Source organism: Actinomyces bovis, assembly GCF_900444995.1.
Classification (GTDB): domain Bacteria; phylum Actinomycetota; class Actinomycetes; order Actinomycetales; family Actinomycetaceae; genus Actinomyces; species Actinomyces bovis.
The window spans coordinates 1-17,087 of the sequence record NZ_UAPQ01000006.1 but is presented as its reverse complement, the minus strand read 5'-3'; the positions used below and the strand labels follow the sequence as shown (position 1 = coordinate 17,087).

The 17,087-nt window shown below is 63.9% G+C and carries 12 protein-coding genes and 2 rRNA genes; 3 read left to right on the top strand and 11 right to left on the bottom strand.

The genetic code is table 11. The annotated features are described in order from the left end of the window. Nucleotides 1–77 precede the first annotated feature (77 nt). From DR039_RS03810 to metG, 8 genes are all read right to left on the bottom strand, one after another. Nucleotides 78–1,979 carry an ABC-F family ATP-binding cassette domain-containing protein gene (locus DR039_RS03810; RefSeq protein WP_111836096.1) on the bottom strand — a complete coding sequence of 634 codons (1,902 nt, stop codon included), beginning with the start codon at nucleotides 1,977–1,979 and terminating at the stop codon, nucleotides 78–80. Continuing rightward, nucleotides 1,979–2,965 carry a 4-(cytidine 5'-diphospho)-2-C-methyl-D-erythritol kinase gene (locus DR039_RS03805; RefSeq protein WP_111836095.1) on the bottom strand — a complete coding sequence of 329 codons (987 nt, stop codon included), beginning with the start codon at nucleotides 2,963–2,965 and terminating at the stop codon, nucleotides 1,979–1,981. The genes DR039_RS03810 and DR039_RS03805 overlap by 1 nt, the downstream gene beginning before the upstream one ends. After that, nucleotides 2,962–3,936, bottom strand: a complete 975-nt coding sequence (rsmA, locus tag DR039_RS03800) for a 16S rRNA (adenine(1518)-N(6)/adenine(1519)-N(6))-dimethyltransferase RsmA (RefSeq protein ID WP_111836094.1) — start codon at nucleotides 3,934–3,936, stop codon at nucleotides 2,962–2,964. Before rsmA ends, DR039_RS03805 begins: the two co-directional genes overlap by 4 nt. An 88-nt stretch (nucleotides 3,937–4,024) precedes the next feature. Continuing rightward, nucleotides 4,025–4,969: a resuscitation-promoting factor gene (locus DR039_RS11485; protein ID WP_111836093.1), complete on the bottom strand. Its 945-nt coding sequence runs from the start codon at nucleotides 4,967–4,969 to the stop codon at nucleotides 4,025–4,027. Between the two features lie 133 nt (nucleotides 4,970–5,102). After that, on the bottom strand, nucleotides 5,103–6,248 hold the full coding sequence (locus DR039_RS03790; protein WP_229116780.1) for an aggregation-promoting factor C-terminal-like domain-containing protein: 1,146 nt from the start codon (nucleotides 6,246–6,248) through the stop codon (nucleotides 5,103–5,105). 134 nt (nucleotides 6,249–6,382) lie between these two features. After that, nucleotides 6,383–7,450, bottom strand: a complete 1,068-nt coding sequence (locus tag DR039_RS03785) for an aggregation-promoting factor C-terminal-like domain-containing protein (RefSeq protein WP_111836092.1) — start codon at nucleotides 7,448–7,450, stop codon at nucleotides 6,383–6,385. Nucleotides 7,451–7,606: 156 nt separating this feature from the next. After that, nucleotides 7,607–8,545 (bottom strand): TatD family hydrolase, encoded by a 939-nt coding sequence (locus DR039_RS03780; protein ID WP_111836091.1) that lies wholly within the window; start codon nucleotides 8,543–8,545, stop codon nucleotides 7,607–7,609. A 70-nt stretch (nucleotides 8,546–8,615) separates the two neighbouring features. After that, the gene (metG, locus tag DR039_RS03775) at nucleotides 8,616–10,457 is read right to left on the bottom strand and encodes a methionine--tRNA ligase (RefSeq protein ID WP_111836090.1); all 1,842 of its coding nucleotides are present in this window, start codon (nucleotides 10,455–10,457) and stop codon (nucleotides 8,616–8,618) included. A 121-nt stretch (nucleotides 10,458–10,578) separates the two neighbouring features. Between metG and DR039_RS03770 the strand changes: the two genes are divergently transcribed. Further along, nucleotides 10,579–11,178: a hypothetical protein gene (locus DR039_RS03770; RefSeq protein ID WP_111836089.1), complete on the top strand. Its 600-nt coding sequence runs from the start codon at nucleotides 10,579–10,581 to the stop codon at nucleotides 11,176–11,178. Between the two features lie 247 nt (nucleotides 11,179–11,425). Further along, nucleotides 11,426–12,235 carry a hypothetical protein gene (locus DR039_RS03765; RefSeq protein WP_111836088.1) on the top strand — a complete coding sequence of 270 codons (810 nt, stop codon included), beginning with the start codon at nucleotides 11,426–11,428 and terminating at the stop codon, nucleotides 12,233–12,235. Between the two features lie 74 nt (nucleotides 12,236–12,309). On the opposite strand, the gene rsmI is transcribed toward DR039_RS03765, so the two are convergent. Beyond that, nucleotides 12,310–13,206 carry a 16S rRNA (cytidine(1402)-2'-O)-methyltransferase gene (gene rsmI / locus DR039_RS03760; protein WP_111836087.1) on the bottom strand — a complete coding sequence of 299 codons (897 nt, stop codon included), beginning with the start codon at nucleotides 13,204–13,206 and terminating at the stop codon, nucleotides 12,310–12,312. Nucleotides 13,207–13,343: 137 nt separating this feature from the next. On the opposite strand from rsmI, the gene DR039_RS03755 reads away from it, so the two are divergent. Then, nucleotides 13,344–15,314, top strand: a complete 1,971-nt coding sequence (locus DR039_RS03755; RefSeq protein WP_111836086.1) for a dolichyl-phosphate-mannose--protein mannosyltransferase — start codon at nucleotides 13,344–13,346, stop codon at nucleotides 15,312–15,314. Nucleotides 15,315–15,632: 318 nt separating this feature from the next. Here DR039_RS03755 and rrf read toward each other — a convergent pair. Next, nucleotides 15,633–15,749 (bottom strand): 5S ribosomal RNA (rrf, locus tag DR039_RS03750). A gap of 141 nt (nucleotides 15,750–15,890) precedes the next feature. Then, nucleotides 15,891–17,087: ribosomal RNA gene (locus tag DR039_RS03745) — 23S ribosomal RNA — on the bottom strand; the annotation flags it as partial.

Below are 17,087 nucleotides of genomic sequence, written 5' to 3'. Positions count from 1 at the left end.
GCGGAAGCGTGCGGCACCCGTGGGAACCCACACGCCAGCCGCAATCACACATGGGTGTTATTTAGCGCCGTATAAGTCTAGGCGTCGAGTAGCTCCGCTGCCGACAACCATTCGTCTTCAAGTGCGTCTCGCTCCGATTGCGCTGCCGCCAGTTCCCGGCCGAGTTCAACCAGCTCACTGACCTTGTGGGGGTCAGCTGAGACCGCTTCCATACGCGCGTGGATCTGTTCAATCCGCGCGTCCGCCCGCTCTAGTTTTCGCTCGATCCGGGCCACGTTCTTGGTCGCCTCACGCCGCTGTGCGCCGCTCAGCCCAGCCGCGGCGCCATCTCCCTCAACCACAGCTCCCCCGGCGCTCTGTTCCGCTTTGCCGGAGGCTTCCGCCGTAGCCTCGTCAAGCGCCGCGCGGCGCAACTCCAGGTACTGCTCTACCCCACCGGGCAGGTTACGCACCGTGCCATCACCCAGCAGCGCTACCTGATGATCGGTAACTCGCTCCAACAGGTAGCGGTCGTGGGAGACCACCACGAGCGTGCCGGGGAAAGAGTCCAAAATATCCTCCATCGCCGCCAGAGTGTCGGTGTCCAGGTCGTTAGTAGGTTCATCCAGCAGCAGCACATTGGGCTCAGTCATAAGCAGACGCAATAGCTGTAGGCGACGCCGTTCCCCTCCAGAGACCTCCCCCACCCGGGTCCAGGCGCGCTGGCGGGTAAAGCCCAGGCGCTCCACCAGCTGGGAGGCGCTGAGTTCCTTGCCGCCCACGGTGACGTGCTCCCCCACCATTGCGACGGCGTCAACCACCCGTTCTTGAGACAGCGCATCCAACTCATGGGTGGACTGGGACAGGGCGGCCACCTTGACGGTTTTGCCGCGCACCACGCGGCCACCGGTGGGCTCCTGAGTGCCCTCCAGCAGACGCAGCAAGGTGGTCTTGCCGGCACCGTTCACCCCCACGATGCCAACGCGCTCACCGGGAGCCAGTCGCCAAGTGACCTGACGCAGCACCTCCCGCCGCGCAGCCTCCGCACCTAGCCCCGGCAGGGGGTAGGCGACTGAGACCTCCTCCAAGTCAATGACCTTCTTACCCAGCCGGGCAGTAGCCATGGCCGTCAGTTCCACCGAGTCACGCGGCGGCGGCACATCGGCGATGAGGGCCTCGGCAGCGTCTATGCGGAAGCGGGGCTTGGAGGTCCGGGCGGGAGCACCGCGCCGCAGCCAGGCCAGTTCCTTGCGCAGCAGATTCTCTCGCTTTTGGGCCTCTACTGCGGCCTGGCGCGCACGCTCAGCCCGCGCCAGCACATAGGCCGCGTAGCCGCCGTCGTAGGTTTCGATCCTGCCGGGCACCTGCGGGCGACCACCGCCCGGGTCAACCCCGGGCACAAGCTCCCAAATATTGGTGCAGATGGCGTCCAGGAACCAGCGATCGTGGGTGACCACCACCAGCGCCCCTTGGTCGCGACCTCCAGCCCCCAGGAAACGACGGCGTAGGTGCCGGGCCAACCAGTCAACGCCCTCAACGTCCAGATGGTTGGTGGGCTCATCTAGCACCACCACGGCTGCGCTGGAGGTGAGCACAGCCGCTAAGGCCACGCGGCGCCGTTGCCCGCCAGACAGGGTGACGACGTCGGCGTCTAGGGGCACGTCGGCTAGCAGGCCAGCGTGAATATCCCGCACGGCCGGGTCAGAGGCCCAGACGTGTTCGGGGAGGTCTGGATGCACGGTCTGCAGCACGGTGTCGCCGGGGTTGAAGTCATCAGCTTGGGTCAACATGACTACCTGAGTGCCGCGCGCCCGGGTAACCCGACCCCCCTCGGCCTCACGCAGGCCCGCCAGGGTGCACAGGAAGGTGGATTTTCCGGCACCATTTGGGCCCAGCACACCCACGCGGGTGCCGTCCTCGATCCCCAGGGTGACGTCATCTAGGAGAATCCTGGAACCGACCATCAGGCGCAGGTTCTCCACGCCTAGGAGATGTGCCATCAGCGCACCACCCGGGCACCGGCCACCGGCGCGTCTGCCCGCACGGTGCCAGCAACCATGGGCAGGGTTTCCAGAGCCCGAGCCACGGTGGCCGCGCCGGAGTCTGGTACTAGGGCCGCGATGGTGGGGCCGGAGCCGGAGACGATGGCCCGCAGGGCCCCGGCAGCTTCCGCTGTGGCGATGATGCTCTCCAGCTCGGGGCGCAGGGAGAGGGCGGCGGGCTGCAGGTCGTTGTGCAGACCGGCGGCCAGCGCCTCCACGTCCCCCGTGCGCAGTGCAGCGGTCAAAGACTCGGGCACGGGAGCGGGCTCGCTAGCGCCGGTGCGGCCGGGGAGCTCGCCTGCCGCCAACAGCTTGTCGAAGCGCTTGAAAACGTCCGGGGTGGACAGGCCCCACTTAGCCAGGGCGAAAACCCAGGTGAAGCGGCCTTTAGCCATGAGGGGGCTGAGTTGATCCCCCCGCCCATGCCCCAGGGCGGTAAAACCAGCCAGGGGGAAGGGCACATCGGCTCCCAGCCGGGCCGCCAAACCAATCAGCTCCTCCGAGTCCAAGCCGGTGCCCCACAAGGCGTTACAGGCCAGCAGGGTGGCGGCAGCATCCGCAGAACCACCCGCCATGCCCCCGGCCACTGGGACGCGCTTGCGCAGCAGCAGATCCACGCCTTCCGAGACGCCCGCATGCTTGGCTAGCAGGGCGGCGGCGCGCACTGCCAGATTGCTAGCGTCCAGGGGGACGCGAGGATCTGGCTCTTCCAGGCTCAGGGTGATCTGACCGACGGCGTCGGCGCTCTGCCTCCGGGCGGTGACGCGCTCAATCAAGCGCACGGCTTGGAAGACGGTGATTAGGGGGTGGTAGCCGTCGGGGGCGGGAGCACCACAGGACAGGTATAGGTTGACCTTGCCCGGCGCCTCAACTCGCACTGAAGTCAGTGAGCCGCGGCGCTCCGGGGAACCAGAGTCGGCAGGGACGACACACAGGTGGCTCATAGCTGAGTTTCCTCCTGATCGGGGCGGGCAGACTCGGCAGCAGGCGGCGACGCCGACAGGGCCCCGGCGGCTACCAGGGCCTCAGCAATAGCCGCGAACGCCCCCACCTCCAAGGTCTCCCCGCGAGCACTGGGATCCACCCTGGCAGCACGCAGAGCGGCCTCAGCTTGATCGGCGCTTCCAGCCAAGGTCGCCAGGGCTTTGCGCAGGGTCTTGCGGCGTTGCGCAAAGGCGGCGTCCACGACGGCGAAAACCTGCTCCCGGCTAGCACTGGTGTTTGGGGGCTCACGGCGTACTAACTCCACCAGGGCAGAATCCACATTTGGCACGGGCCAAAAGACCGTACGGCCAATGGTGATAGTGCGTCGGGCTGCGGCATACCAGGCAGCTTTGACAGAGGGCACGCCGTAGGTGCGACTGCCCGGCCCAGCGGCCAAGCGGTCAGCGACCTCAGCCTGAACCATCACGGTTACCGTGCGCAGGCTAGGCAGCGCCGCCAGCAAGGTCAGCAGCACGGGCACCGCCACGTTGTATGGCAGGTTAGCCACCAGCCGGGTAGGGGCCTCCCAGTCTGCGGGAAGTTCCAGGGCGGCAAGACTGGTGATGGTCATGGCGTCAGCCGGGAGCACGCGCAGGCGATCAGCCGCCGGGGGCATGCGCTCCGCCACGGTCACCGGCAGTGCCCGGGCCAGCGGTGGGTCAATCTCGACGGCGACCACTCGGGCGCCGGTCTCTAGCAGGGCGAGGGTCAAGGAGCCCAAGCCCGGGCCGATCTCCAGGACTGTGTCCTGCGCGGTAACCCCCGCGCTGCGCACAATGCGGCGCACCGTTCCCGCGTCATGCACAAAGTTCTGCCCGAGGGTCTTGGTGGGGCGAATACCCAAGGCGGTGGACAGCGCCCGGACGTCTGCGGGCCCCAGCAGGCCGGAGGGAGTGGCGTCCAAGCTGGCGCAGGTCTGACTGTCGGGCATGGTGAAAGCGTAACGGGAGGTGCTGACAAGAACCTGGCACCACAGGCGCAAGCCCTAGGTAGCAGTGGCAGGCTCAGCTAAGGCCAACTCAGTGGCTGCAGCCCCACTGCCCCCAGCCGGAGCGGGCCTGGAGGATCTTGGCCCGCTTGAGCTGCTCCTCGGGGCTGGCGTCGATGGGATTGCCGGTACCGCCCACGGAGGCCCAGGTAGCTAGCGAAAACTGGTAGAGGCCGTAGTAGCCAGCTGGGTTCACCGCGCGGGGGTTGCCCCCGGACTCGCATTGGGCGAGTCGCGCAAAGTCGTCATCCAGGCTGCCGTCGTCGTTCGCGGGTGCCTGCGCCGCGGCGGCCGAAGCACCGGAACTGCTGGTGGAGCCTGCCTTCTTCTCGCGGGTGCCTACGAGCACCACCTCATCCACCTTGGCGGAAGCAACCACCTGAGAGGCAATCTCGCGGCCCAACTCCTGGCCACCTACAGTGCGCACGGTGTAGGTGGTGCGGACAAGGCCGTCTTTGCCTTCGGTTTTGACCTTCTTCTCGCCCTTGTCGAGTTGGTTGCTTTCCTGCTCCACCGTGCCATGAGGATCCTTCTCCTCCTTGGCCTCGGTGCTCACGGTGACATGGTTGACCGTGATGGTCTGGCCTGCGGCGGGGGCAGCGTCGAGAGGCTCAGAGACGGTATCGCCGTCGGCAGTGCTTACGCCCACCCCAGCGGCCAGCAGGGCAGCACCCCAGGTGGTGGCGGTGGTGCTCTCGGAACGGATTTGACCATCCACCACCAGGGTGTACTCCACAGCGTTGGCACCGGCAGGGGACTCGCCAATCCCTAGCAGGGCGGCTCGCTCAGCCACAGCTGTGCCTTCAGCGGGAGCCGGGGACTGGGCCTGCAGCGTGGCCGCGTAGGCGGCACCAGACACTGCCATGGCAACGGCGACGGCGACCGCGCCAGCGCGCAGCATGCTGCCGCGCAGCAGCCCGTTGCTGGCATGCCTTGCCTCAGCAGCCGACTGGTTGTGCTGGCGGGAGTCAGTCATTCCAGGCCCTTCCTGTAAAGCATTCACACAGGACGATACTCGGATGCCGTCACCTTGGCGCCACCATGGGGCGCAAATCACGAGCAGGCGCGCAGCTTAGATAAGCCGCGCGCCTGCTTATAGGACTGAGGTATCAGTACCAGCCGGTTGACTGGGAGTGGGACCAAGCCCCGCAGGGAGAACCGTAACGACCCTTGATATAACCCAGTCCCCACTTGATCTGGGTGGCCGGGTTCGTCCGCCAGTCAGAGCCAGCGGAGGCCATCTTGGAACCGGGCAGTGACTGTGGAATGCCATAGGCGCCGGAGTACGGGTTGGCGGCCCGGTAGTTCCAGCCGGACTCTCGGTTCCACAGCGCCACCAGGCAGGAGAATTCGCTCTCGCCCCAACCGTAGGAGGACAGCATGGCCTTGGCTGTGGCCTGAGCTTCGCCCGCGCTGGTGCCCGAGGCGGCGTAGTTGGGCGTCGGGGCAGAGGAGTTCCCGGAGCCGGAACCGCCGGATGAGCCAGAGCCGCCCGAGGAACTGGAGCTACCAGAGGAACCAGAGCCGCTCTGCTCGCTGCTGGACTGGGACTTAGAACTGCTGCTCTCAGCCTTCTTCTCGCGGGTGCCTACGAGCACCACCTCGTCGGTCTTGGTGGAAGCGACCACCTGGGAGGCAATCTCGCGGCCCAACTCCTGGCCACCTACAGTGCGCACGGTGTAGGTGGTGCGGACGACGCCGTCTTTGCCTTCGGTTTTGACCTTCTTCTCGCCCTTGTCGAGTTCAGCGGTCTCCTCTTCCACCGTGCCGTGAGGATCCTTCTCCTCCTTGACGTCGGTGGTCACGGTGACGTGGTTGACCGTAACGGTCTGGCCTGCGCTGGGGGCGGCATCAAGCTCGACGTCGACCTGGTCACCTGCGGCGGTGTTGACGCTGACACCCGCTTCCAGCAGGGCACCACCCCAGGTGGCAGCCTCAGAGGAGACCTCCTGGCTCTGTCCGTCCACCACCACGGTGAAGGTGACGGTCTTGGCCTGCGGCGCGCTAGTGGACTCACCAATGGCAGGAAGCCTGAGGGCCGCCTCGGCGGAGGAGGCCACCTGGGTCTCCGGAGCTGACTTAATGGCTGCCGCGTAGGCGACGCCGGAGACTGCCATGGAGATAGCGGCAGCTACTGCGCCTGCCCGCAGGGCGGTAGAAGCGAAGGAGCGAGTACCTGCACCCGTGCGCGCAGGGGTGCCGCTTGGGTCCTCATAGTCGTGGTCCAACTTGTCCGTTTCCCGCTCGTACGTCATATGACCGTCCTTCGTTTCGGGGCGTGCTCATCTATCCAACAGCCAACGGCCGCCGGTTGGTTTCAGTGCTTGTAAATCCTCCAGGTCTACCGCACCCAAGAACAGGTCCATAGCCAGAGGATTGGCGCCGCGGCTCAGTACCAGCCGGTCGCCTCGGAGTGAGCCCAGGCCCCGCAGGGGGAACCGTAACGACCCTTGATGTAGCCCAAGCCCCACTTGATCTGAGTGGCCGGGTTGGTCTGCCAGTCTGCACCGGCGGAAGCCATCTTGGAAGCTGGCAGCGACTGCGGAATGCCGTAGGCGCCAGAGGAGGGGTTGATGGCTTTGTAGTTCCAGGTGGACTCGCGGTGCCACAGGCTCACCAGGCAGGAGTATTCACTCTCACCCCAACCGTAGGAGCTCAGCATGGCCTTGGCGATGGCCTTGGCTGAGTTCGGAGAGGTGCCGTCGCCAGCCTGGGCGACAGCCACGTCCTGCGGGCTGCCGGTCCCCACCAGCACCACCTCGTCAACCTTGTTGCTTACCTGGGTGGAGGAAACGGCCTCGCGGCCAACCTCTTGACCGCCAACGGTCTTGACCTGGTAGGTGGTGCGGGTGACGCCGTCGACCCCAGCGGTTTCGACCTTCTTCTCGCCTTTAGCCAGGGTGTCGGTCTGCTTTTCCACGGTGCCGTGGGCATCGGTGGTGTCAGCGGTCTGAGTGCTGGTGCCTACGTGCGCGACAGTTACGGTGGCGCCTTCAGTGGGAGCGTCAGTGAGAGGCACGGAGACGGTGTCCCCAATATTTCCGTCAACGCTTACACCTGCACCCACCAAGGCTTCACCCCAGCTAGCGGCGCTGGTCTTAGCTTGCGTGGTGACGCCGTCGACCACCAGCGTGAAGCTGACGGTCTTTCCCTGACCGCCCTGCTCGGTGGTGGCGGCGTCGAGGCCGTTGAGGTCTAGCGCGGCGCGGGCGCGGTTGTTGAGTGCCTGCTGCCCACCTTCATTCTGGACTGCCGCGTAGGCCACCGAGGAGATGGCCAGGGAGACGGCTGCGGCCACCCCACCGGCACGGTAAACAGACTGAGGGACTACTACTTTGGCTGGTGCTGCGACACGACGCCCGGTGGCGGGAGCGCGGTGGAGGCTCGATGCTACGGCTGCGCCGAGATCGCTCAGGGTAGAGCCTAGGCCTGCGCTGCTCTGGGAGTGACGACCCACTGTGAGACTTCCTAACGGTCGGTAGTTGCCATGCACGCTAACCGACAATTCCCTGCCGAGACAATGGAGTCCATCACACTCTGCGGGGTCATTCAGATCACCTGCGGGCACCCATTTTTGACTCAAATCGCAAGCAAAAGTGACCCAGACAACCCCTTATGCCGTTCGCCAGGAGCCGTATACAGCAGTTGTGTTGCTGTTCAGAAGCGCGCACGCATCATGTTCTGCTAGTCCCCTAGCTTCGGCCAGGAACCGCACCGTTCCAGGCATGAGGTAGGAAGCATTGGGCCGCCCCCGCCAGGGCACCGGCGGCAAGTAGGGGGCGTCAGTCTCTACCAACAGAGCCTCGTCCGGCAGCTCCCGCACGGCTTCACGCAGATCAGCGTTAGCCGGATAGGTGATAGGTCCAGCAATTGAGGCGTACCAGCCATGCTCCCGGCACACGCGCGCCAACTCAGCGTCGCCACTAAAACAGTGGAAGATCGTGCGCGCGGGAGCGCCGTCCGCCAGCAGCACCTGCACGCAGTCCGCGTGCGCGTCACGGTCGTGAATCTGCAGGGGCAGGTCTAGCTCCTTGGCCAGGGCGATATGCGCCCGGAAAGCCTGCCGTTGCACCTCCTGACCACGCTCGCCGGTGCGGAAGTAGTCCAGCCCGCTTTCCCCCACAGCCACCACTGCGTTCCGATTGGCTCGTATCAAGGCCTCCAGCTGCGCCATGGCCTCGTCCAGGGGCACGGCGTGGTGCGGCTGTGGCTTCGGCTCCAAGCCGTCGGGTCCGACCTCCCGCACTTTTGCGTGCAGCACCGCCTCATTGGGGTGCACGGCTAGGGCCACCCGCACTCCCGGCAGCGTCTGGGCTAGACCGATGCTGCCTTCCCAGGTGGGCACCTCACAGGCGGAGGTGATGATGCCCGCCACCCCGACGGCGGCGGCACGCGCCACTAACTCAGCGGCGTCCAGGGGCGCTTCGCAGCCGGGTCCGCTCTCTTCCACCCCTGGCACCGGCAGGTGGGTGTGGTTGTCCACCACCGTGCCCGCCAGTGGGGCGACGGCGTCGGCGGGCGGCCAGGAACGGTCGCGATGCTTGCGGCCCATTAGTCCTCCTCAAAATGGTGCCGGCGCCGCCTCCCGCAGGAAGTGGCGCCGACCCTTGCAGCTTTGGCGCTCAGGCGCCGGTGACGTCGTCGGGGCGGGAGCTGGCGTAGCGGGCCAGTTCCTCCTCCACGATGGCCTCGTCAAGCTTGACGAATACCGGTGCCGGCTTGGCAATCGGCGTGCCTACCTTGATCTTGTGACGGCCCCAGGTGGGGGCGGAGGTGTAGTCGCCGGTGATGATCGGGTAACCCTCACGTCCGTCAAAGGCAGCGGGCAGCACTTGCGGGTCCAGCTCGGTGACCTCTTCAATGTGCGGCATGGGGGCGATATCCCCGGTGCCCCCCATGACGCGGTCCACGTCGTTGGCGGCGTGCGGCAGGAAGGGGGAGAGCAGGAGGTTGAGGTCCGCTACCACCTGCGCCAGAGTGTGTAGCACGGTGCCCAGGCGCGGCAGCTGCTCCTCACTCTTGAGCTTGAAGGGCTCGGTCTCGGCCACATATTTGTTGGCCTCACCCACTAGGCGCATGGCCTCAGCCAGAGCAGCCTTCTGGTGGTGGTGACGGATCTGCTCACCAACGGTCTCAAATCCCTTGGCGACGGCGTCCAGGAGTGCGCGGTCAATCTCCTCTAACTCACTGGGTGCGGGGATCTGACCGAAGCGTTTGTGGATCATATTGGCGGTGCGGTTGACCAGGTTGCCCCATCCGGCCACCAGCTCACCGTTGGTGCGGCGCACGAACTCCGCCCAGGTGAAATCGGCGTCGGCATTCTCTGGGCCGGCAGCGGAGATGAAGTAGCGCAGGGCGTCAGCCTGATAGCGGGTCAGGAAGTCGCGCACGTAGATGACGATGCCGTGGCTGGAGGAGAACTTCTTGCCCTCCATGGTCAGGAACTCGCTGGAGACGACCTCTGTGGGCAGGTTGAGTAGCCCCAGTTTGCCGGTGTTGCCGCCCTTGGCGCCTTGGCCGTTGTAACCCAGGAGTTCGGCGGGCCAGATCTGGGAGTGGAAGACAATATTGTCCTTGCCCATGAAGTAGTAGGAAAGGGCCTCAGGGTCGTTCCACCATTTGCGCCAGGCTTCGGGGTCGCCGCTGCGCCGGGCCCACTCGATTGAGGCCGAGAGGTAGCCGATGACGGCGTCGAACCAGACGTAGAGGCGTTTGGTGGGCTGGTCCTCCCAGCCGGGCACCGGGATGCCCCAGTCAATGTCGCGCGTCATGGCGCGGGGGCGGATTTCCTTGAGGATGTTTTGGGAGAAGCGGATGACGTTGGGGCGCCAGGAACCGGACTCCTCGCGCTCATCCAGCCAGGCGGACAGGGCCTCAGCCAGGGCAGGCAGGTCCAGGAACCAGTGGGCGGACTCCACAAACTCGGGGGTTTCACCGTTGATGCGTGAGCGCGGGTTGATCAGTTCGGTGGGGTCCAGTTGGTTGCCGCAGGCGTCACACTGGTCGCCGCGGGCGCCCTCGGTGCCGCAGATGGGGCAGGTGCCCTCGATGTAGCGGTCCGGCAGGGTGCGGCCGGTGGAGGGGCTGATGGCGGAGCGGGTGATTTGCTCGACCATGTAACCGTTGTCCCGTACCGCAGAGAACATGTCCTGCACCACGTGGTAGTGGTTGCCTGCGGTGGTGCGGGTGAATAGGTCGTAGGACAGTCCCAGAGCTACCAGGTCCTCGACGATGAGGCGGTTGTTGCGATCTGCGAGCTCGCGGGCGCTGATGCCTTCCTCGTCGGCAGCCACCAGGATCGGGGTGCCGTGCTCGTCGGTGCCCGAGACCATGAGGACGTCGTGGCCCGCCATTCGCATGTAGCGGGAGAAAACGTCCGAGGGGACGCCAAAGCCTGCGACGTGTCCGATGTGGCGGGGGCCGTTGGCATAGGGCCAGGCGACCGCGGAGAGGATGTGGGTCATGGGGTAACCCTATCCGTTTCAGCAATGTGGTCTTAGCGTAGATACTGACTGGGGCATCATCTTGTTAGGAGCCCAACCTCCCGGTGGTCTCCCGCTGGGCCGACACCTGCGAAGGAGCATCATGTCAAACGCACAGTTCCCAACTAATCCAGGCCCGGGAGCCTGGCAAGGTCAGCAGTACTACGCCCCGGGGCCAGCGCCCGTCGGTGCCCCGTTCAACCCGCAAGCTCCGAATGGTCCGCAAGCCAAGCGGGGCCGGGGCCCAGCCGTGCTGATGAGCATTGGGGCACTGCTGTTGGTGGGCGCCATCATCTCGCTAGTGATGTTGGTGGTTTTCGCTTCCAACACCACGAAGCTCACCCCTTTGAACAATGGGGTGGCTACAGCCTCCTTGGACTCCAGTAAGAGTTACGGCCTGTACAACATGCAGGGCAGGGCTCGCTGCTTAGTCCAGGGCCCCCAGGGCGAGCAGCTTGAGCTGGCACCTCCCACTTCCAGCTTCACGGTCAATAACAAGGTGCTGCTGGCAACCTTCACGCCCAAGAACTCTGGCCAACACCAGATCTCCTGTGATGCCGATGATTTTGTCTACTACGGCGATGCTCATGGAGCCGGTGCTGTCTTCGGCATGGTGGGGCTGATGGGCATGATGATCTTGGGGGGCATAGTGGGCCTTCCGCTGCTGATCGCAGGGATCGTCTGGCGGGTCGCAAGACGCTAATACCCGAAACACACCGTCAATTACCAGGGGCGGTAGGGGACCGCTATCCGTCCTCAGGCCCAGGCCGGGGACTTATCTCAACGTACGCTTGGCTTGTGCCGTAGATGGTTGACCGCTTGCCCGCTCGCCAGGCTGTGGCTGGCGGTCCGTCTGGTCCCCTGCCTGCCCCTGAAACCTTCTGACCCCAGTTCAGTTTGTGATTGGCCCTATGAAACCGAAGTCTTCAACTCAAACTCCGCCGAGCCTCGTGAAGCCGTTGCTGCTCACTAGCTTCGGTCTGCTGCTGACCGTCGTCTACCTGGTGGTGTTTCTGGTGACGTTGAATATGGCCACTGGCCCCAGACCTGGCACACGCACCGTTCTGAACTCAACTCCCCAGTCGGTCAAGCTCACGGTGGATGAGTGGGGGATCTACAGCGACGATCCCAATACGAGTTGTACCGTCACGGCCGCAGACGGGTCAGCGATTAGCCTCAAGGAAGCTACTAAGCGCACCTACTCTAAACCGGAGCAGTTTCTCTCCTTTGAGATTGTGACTGAGGGGGAATATCAGGTCGCTTGTACCGCTTCACTGCCTGCAGAGCTGAACCTATCTGCCCTTGATGACGACTACCAGCGCAGTTACACGATGTTTCAGCTCTTGCCGCCAACCATGATTATCGGCCTGGCTTTCCTGGTTCCTGGCTGTGTCTGGCTGTTCCGGGCGAGGCGGGACCGCAGACTGTACCGGGCAGCGCGCACTGCTTTTCTCTCTCATGGCGGAGACCCGGCGGCCTTCATCTGGAGTGGCGGGGCGGCCCCAGCAGCGATGCCTCCCTTGGGTGGCGTCCCCGCAGCGCAGCCTTTCGTAGCGGGTTATGGCGAGCTGGCCTCAGCGGGTCCAGCAGCTTCCGCGCCAACCGCAACTGGCCTGCAGCTCCCTAATGGTTCAGGGGGGCAGCTGGGCTGGAGCCAGCCGGGCGGAGGCCAGGCTGAGAGCGCCCAGTCCGGCCCTTACGGCATTGCCCCGAAGCAGGTCATTTACCGGGCGGTGCCAACTCAAGATGACGCTCCGTAGGCCTTGAGGGGCGCGGCGCGCGGGGCTGCCGCCCGCAGGTTTCTGCTTTAGTGTGGGCTTTAAGGGCGCTGTACCTAGTTTCGAACTGCGATTGCCGCCCGGTAGACGTCATTGGTGCGCAGCCCGCGCTGTTGCGCAATTTGTGCGGCTGCTTCCTTGAGGCGTATGCCGCTGTCGGCCAGGGCTAGGGCTTCCTGGGCCGCTGTTTCTGGGTCGACGGCGCTGCCGGTGGCTCCGGCAACGACTAACACCACTTCTCCGAGCACCTCGGCCTGGGTGCTGGCCACCAGTTCCGCCAGGGTGCCACGGCGGACTTCCTCATAGGTCTTAGTGAGCTCACGGCATATGGCTGCCGGCCGTTCCTCCCCCAGGGCACCGGCCATACGCAGCAAAGTCTGGTGCACCCTGCGCGGGGATTCAAAGAACACCATCGTGCGCGGCTCGTCTGCCAGGGCGGCTAAGCGGCGTTCTTGTTCCCCCGCGCGACGGGGCAGGAAGCCTTCAAAGCAGAAGCGGTCCGAGGCCAGTCCGGATAGCGCCAGCGCCGTAAGTACTGCGGAGGGACCAGGGGCAGCGGTTACGGGCACACCCGCTGTCATAGCGGCTTCAACGACCCGGTAGCCGGGGTCGGAGACGGACGGCATTCCCGCGTCAGTTACCAGCACGACGGCCTGCCCAGCCTGGGCGGCGGCGATGAGCTCTGGGGCGCGCTGCCGCTCATTGTGCTCATGCACGGCCAATAGCCGACCGCCCACCCGCACGCCCAGGCGGCCTGCAAGCGCCAGCACCCTTCTGGTGTCCTCGGCGGCGACGACGTCGGCGTGCTGCAAGGCGGCCAGCAAGCGCGGTGAGGCGTCGAAAGTGTTGCCGATCGGGGTGGCGGCTAGGGTGATAGCGCCTTTGTGAGGCCTGGCCGCTGGGTCAATTGGCTGTGGAGTTGCACTATGGGGAGAACGATCGGTGCTCGTCATGAGCGCCAGTATGGCCTGCGGCCTAGACTCGAAGGGTGACTACGACGAGCCCAGACCCTGCTGGCCCTGCCGCAATCGACGATTCCACTGCAGATGCAGGAGCACCATGGAGGTTACCTAGTGCTGATGATCCGGCAATGAGCGCGGTTCCCCATGAGGAGGCGGGCTACGGTGTCGCGGCGCAGGCGGCGCATCCGGTGGACAGTTCAGGGGCGGATGCGCAACTGGCGGATGCCTTGGTGGCGGAAGACTCTGTTGCAGCAGGCGCGGCGTCTGGTGAACAGTTGGCGAGCGAGCAACTGGCGGCGGCACGCAGCGAGAACGGCTTGCGTAAGGCACTGCATCTGTTGCCTGTGAATACGGCGCCGTCGTTGCTGGCCTGGCGTGCAGGCTGGGTGGTTACGGCTTTGGTGACGCTTTTTGCCGCGGTGTTGCGCCTAGTTGGCTTGAATCACCCCAAGGGCCTCATGTTCGACGAGATCTATTACGTCAAGGACGCCTATGCCCTGTGGCATAACGGTTATGAGTCTCAGTGGCTCGATGGTGCTGACAAGCTCTTCGCCACAGGTAATTTCTCTGCGCTGACGGAAAAGCCTGCCTTTATCGTCCACCCGCAGTTAGGCAAGTGGCTGATAGCTCTGGGCATGCAGTTGATGGGGACGGGTCCGGTTGGTTGGCGTTTTGCTACGGCCATTGCTGGAACCTTGACCGTGCTGCTGCTGATCCGCCTGACCCTGCGGCTTACGCGGTCGGTCACGCTGGCTGGGGTTGCGGGCTTTCTCTTGGCGATCGACGGCGTTGGCCTGACTGAGTCGCGTATTGGCTTGTTGGATGTGTTTATTGGCCTGTTTGCACTGTTGAGCCTCTATTTCCTGGTGCGGGACCGGGAGTGGATGCGAGCCCGGATCGCCCAGCAGCTTGCGGGCACTGAGCCAGGTCAGCGTCCGCGCTTGGCTTGGTTCCGGCCGTGGCTATTGGCCTGCGGCATCAGCTTGGGACTGACTTGTTCGATCAAGTGGTCGGGGATTTACCTGCTGGCTGTTGTGGGGATCCTGGTGGTTATTTGGGACTTCACTGCTTTGCGGAATGTGGGGGCAGCCCGAGCCTGGCCCGGGTGGCTGGGGGGCGCAGTGGTGGACTTTGTGCACCTGGTAGTGGTCGCGGTGCTGGTGTACGTGGCTGGCTGGTGGTCGTGGTTCACCCACCCGGGGGCTTATAACCACGGTTGGGCGGCTGGGAAGCGTGCTGCGCAGGGTTTTGTGGCGCGCGATTGGCTGCCGGATGGGCTCAACGACTGGATTGAGTACCACTTGGTCATGTGGAACTTCCATGTGAACCTCAATTCGGATCATCCCTATAAGTCAAAGCCGGAGTTCTGGCTGATTCAGGAGCGTCCGACTTCCTTCTACTGGCCTGGTGAAGATGGGCTGAGGGAGCTGGGACAAGCTAATGCTTGCGGTAGCAACAAGTGCGTGCAGGCGATCACTTCGGTGGGCAATATTCCGATTTGGTGGTCTGCGATCATCGCTTTGGTGGTAGTGATTGGCCTGCTTGTTGTCGCGCGGCGCGACTGGCGGGCCTGGGTGCCGTTGGCTGGTTATCTGGGCTTGTATGCGCCGTGGTTCCTCTACCGGGAGCGGACTATTTTCACTTTCTATACGGTGGCTTTTGTGCCTGTAGTGGTGTTGGTCTTGGTGCTGGCTCTCGGCCTGGCCTCAGGACTGATGCCCTTCTTGCCGGGAAGTAAGTACGTGGCTTTTGGTTCGCGTAGGCCCAGCTGGTATCCGGTAACACCGGCGAGGATGCCGATTTTGAACCGTTCTGGTGCTCCTGCTGGTATCAATCGGCCGCGCTTTGATGAGACCAGTGGCGATGGCACGGTGATTGTGCCGCCGGCTCGCTCTGGACAGACGGTAGGCGCAGTGGCCTCGCAGGTCGGGGCTGATGACGTCCCTGAGCCGCAGGTACATGTGCTTGGCTTGCTGCTGCTGGTGGTAGTGGTGTTGGCAGCGCTGGTCTTTGCGGTGCTCTGGTGGCCGCTGTGGACGGGCCGGACCATCTCTATGGACTTCTGGCGTTGGCACATGTGGTTCCCAACTTGGATCTAACCGGCAGCCGCGTTCTCTAGCAATTACGACGGCGGAGCCGGGCGTAAATGCGAGTGCGTACTGGGTTCAGTGAGCACTCTGAGCGCTGGATAGGTGACGTGAGTCCGGGCTTTGGCTCGTTTCGCGCTGCCCCTAGCTAAGTGCATGAAGGGCTCAGTCCGCTTTGGCTCCGTTTCCGATTCCCGCATGCGCTGTGTGATTGGTGAGCGGTATGGGAGCAGGATGCTCCAGGCATGCTGCGGCGCCTTAGCGTATGAGGGTGGCGAATATGTGGGGAGGCCCCCAACCTGTGGTTGGGGGCCTCGACCCTGGGTGTGTGCTCGGCGGTGTCCTACTCTCCCACACCCTGGCGGGTGCAGTACCATTGGCGCTGGGAGTCTTAGCTTCCGGGTTCGGAATGGGTCCGGGCGTTGCCTTCCCGCTGTGACCACCGAGACGTTTATGTGGGGCCCAGTGCGTGTGTTGGGCCGTATTGTGTGTTGTGTTTGTGTTGTGTGTTTGGTGTGTGGGTTGGTGGTGGACCGTATAGTGGACGCTTGCGTGTTTGGTTCTTGTTCCCCACCTATGTGGTGGGGGGTGTTGTTTGTGTTTGGCCTATTAGTACCGGTCAGCTTCAACCCTTACGGGTTTTGTACTTCCGGCCTATCTACCCAGTGGTCTGCTGGGGGCCTTCCACCCCACGAGGGGGTGTGGATACCTTATCTTGAAGCTGGTTTCCCGCTTAGATGCTTTCAGCGGTTATCCTTGCCGAACGTAGCTAACCAGCCGTGCCCCGGGCGGGACAACTGGCACACCAGAGGTTCGTCCGTCCCGGTCCTCTCGTACTAGGGACAGGTCTTCTCAAGTATCCTGCGCGCGCAGAGGATAGGGACCGAACTGTCTCACGACGTTCTAAACCCAGCTCGCGTACCGCTTTAATGGGCGAACAGCCCAACCCTTGGGACCTGCTCCAGCCCCAGGATGCGACGAGCCGACATCGAGGTGCCAAACCATGCCGTCGATATGGACTCTTGGGCAGGATCAGCCTGTTATCCCCGGGGTACCTTTTATCCGTTGAGCGACGACCCACCCACTCGGGATCGCCGGATCACTAGTTCCTGCTTTCGCACCTGCTTGACCTGTCGGTCTCGCAGTCAAGCTCCCTTGTGCACTTGCACTCAACACCTGGTTGCCGACCAGGCTGAGGGAACCTTTGAGCGCCTCCGTTACTTTTTAGGAGGCAACCGCCCCAGTTAAACTACCCACCAGGCACTGTCCCTAACCCGGATCACGGGCCGAGGTTCAGGCGCACGCTATGGCCAGAGTGGTATTTCAACGATGACTCCACAATCACTGGCGTGACTGCTTCACGGTCTCCCACCTATCCTGCACAAGCCACAGCGGGCGCCAATACCAAGCTATAGTAAAGGTCCCGGGGTCTTTCCGTCCTTCTGCGCGTAACGAGCATCTTTACTCGTAATGCAATTTCGCCGAGTTCATGGTGGAGACAGTAGAGAAGTCGTTACGCCATTCGTGCAGGTCGGAACTTACCCGACAAGGAATTTCGCTACCTTAGGATGGTTATAGTTACCACCGCCGTTTACTGGGGCTTAAATTCACCGCTTCACCCCAATGGGGGTTGACAGCTCCTCTTAACCTTCCAGCACCGGGCAGGCGTCAGTCCGTATACATCGCCTTGCGGCTTCGCACGGACCTGTGTTTTTAGTAAACAGTCGCTTCTCCCTGGTCTCTGCGGCCCTCACCCCTAGCCCGCGTGGGGCTTCAAGGCTCGGG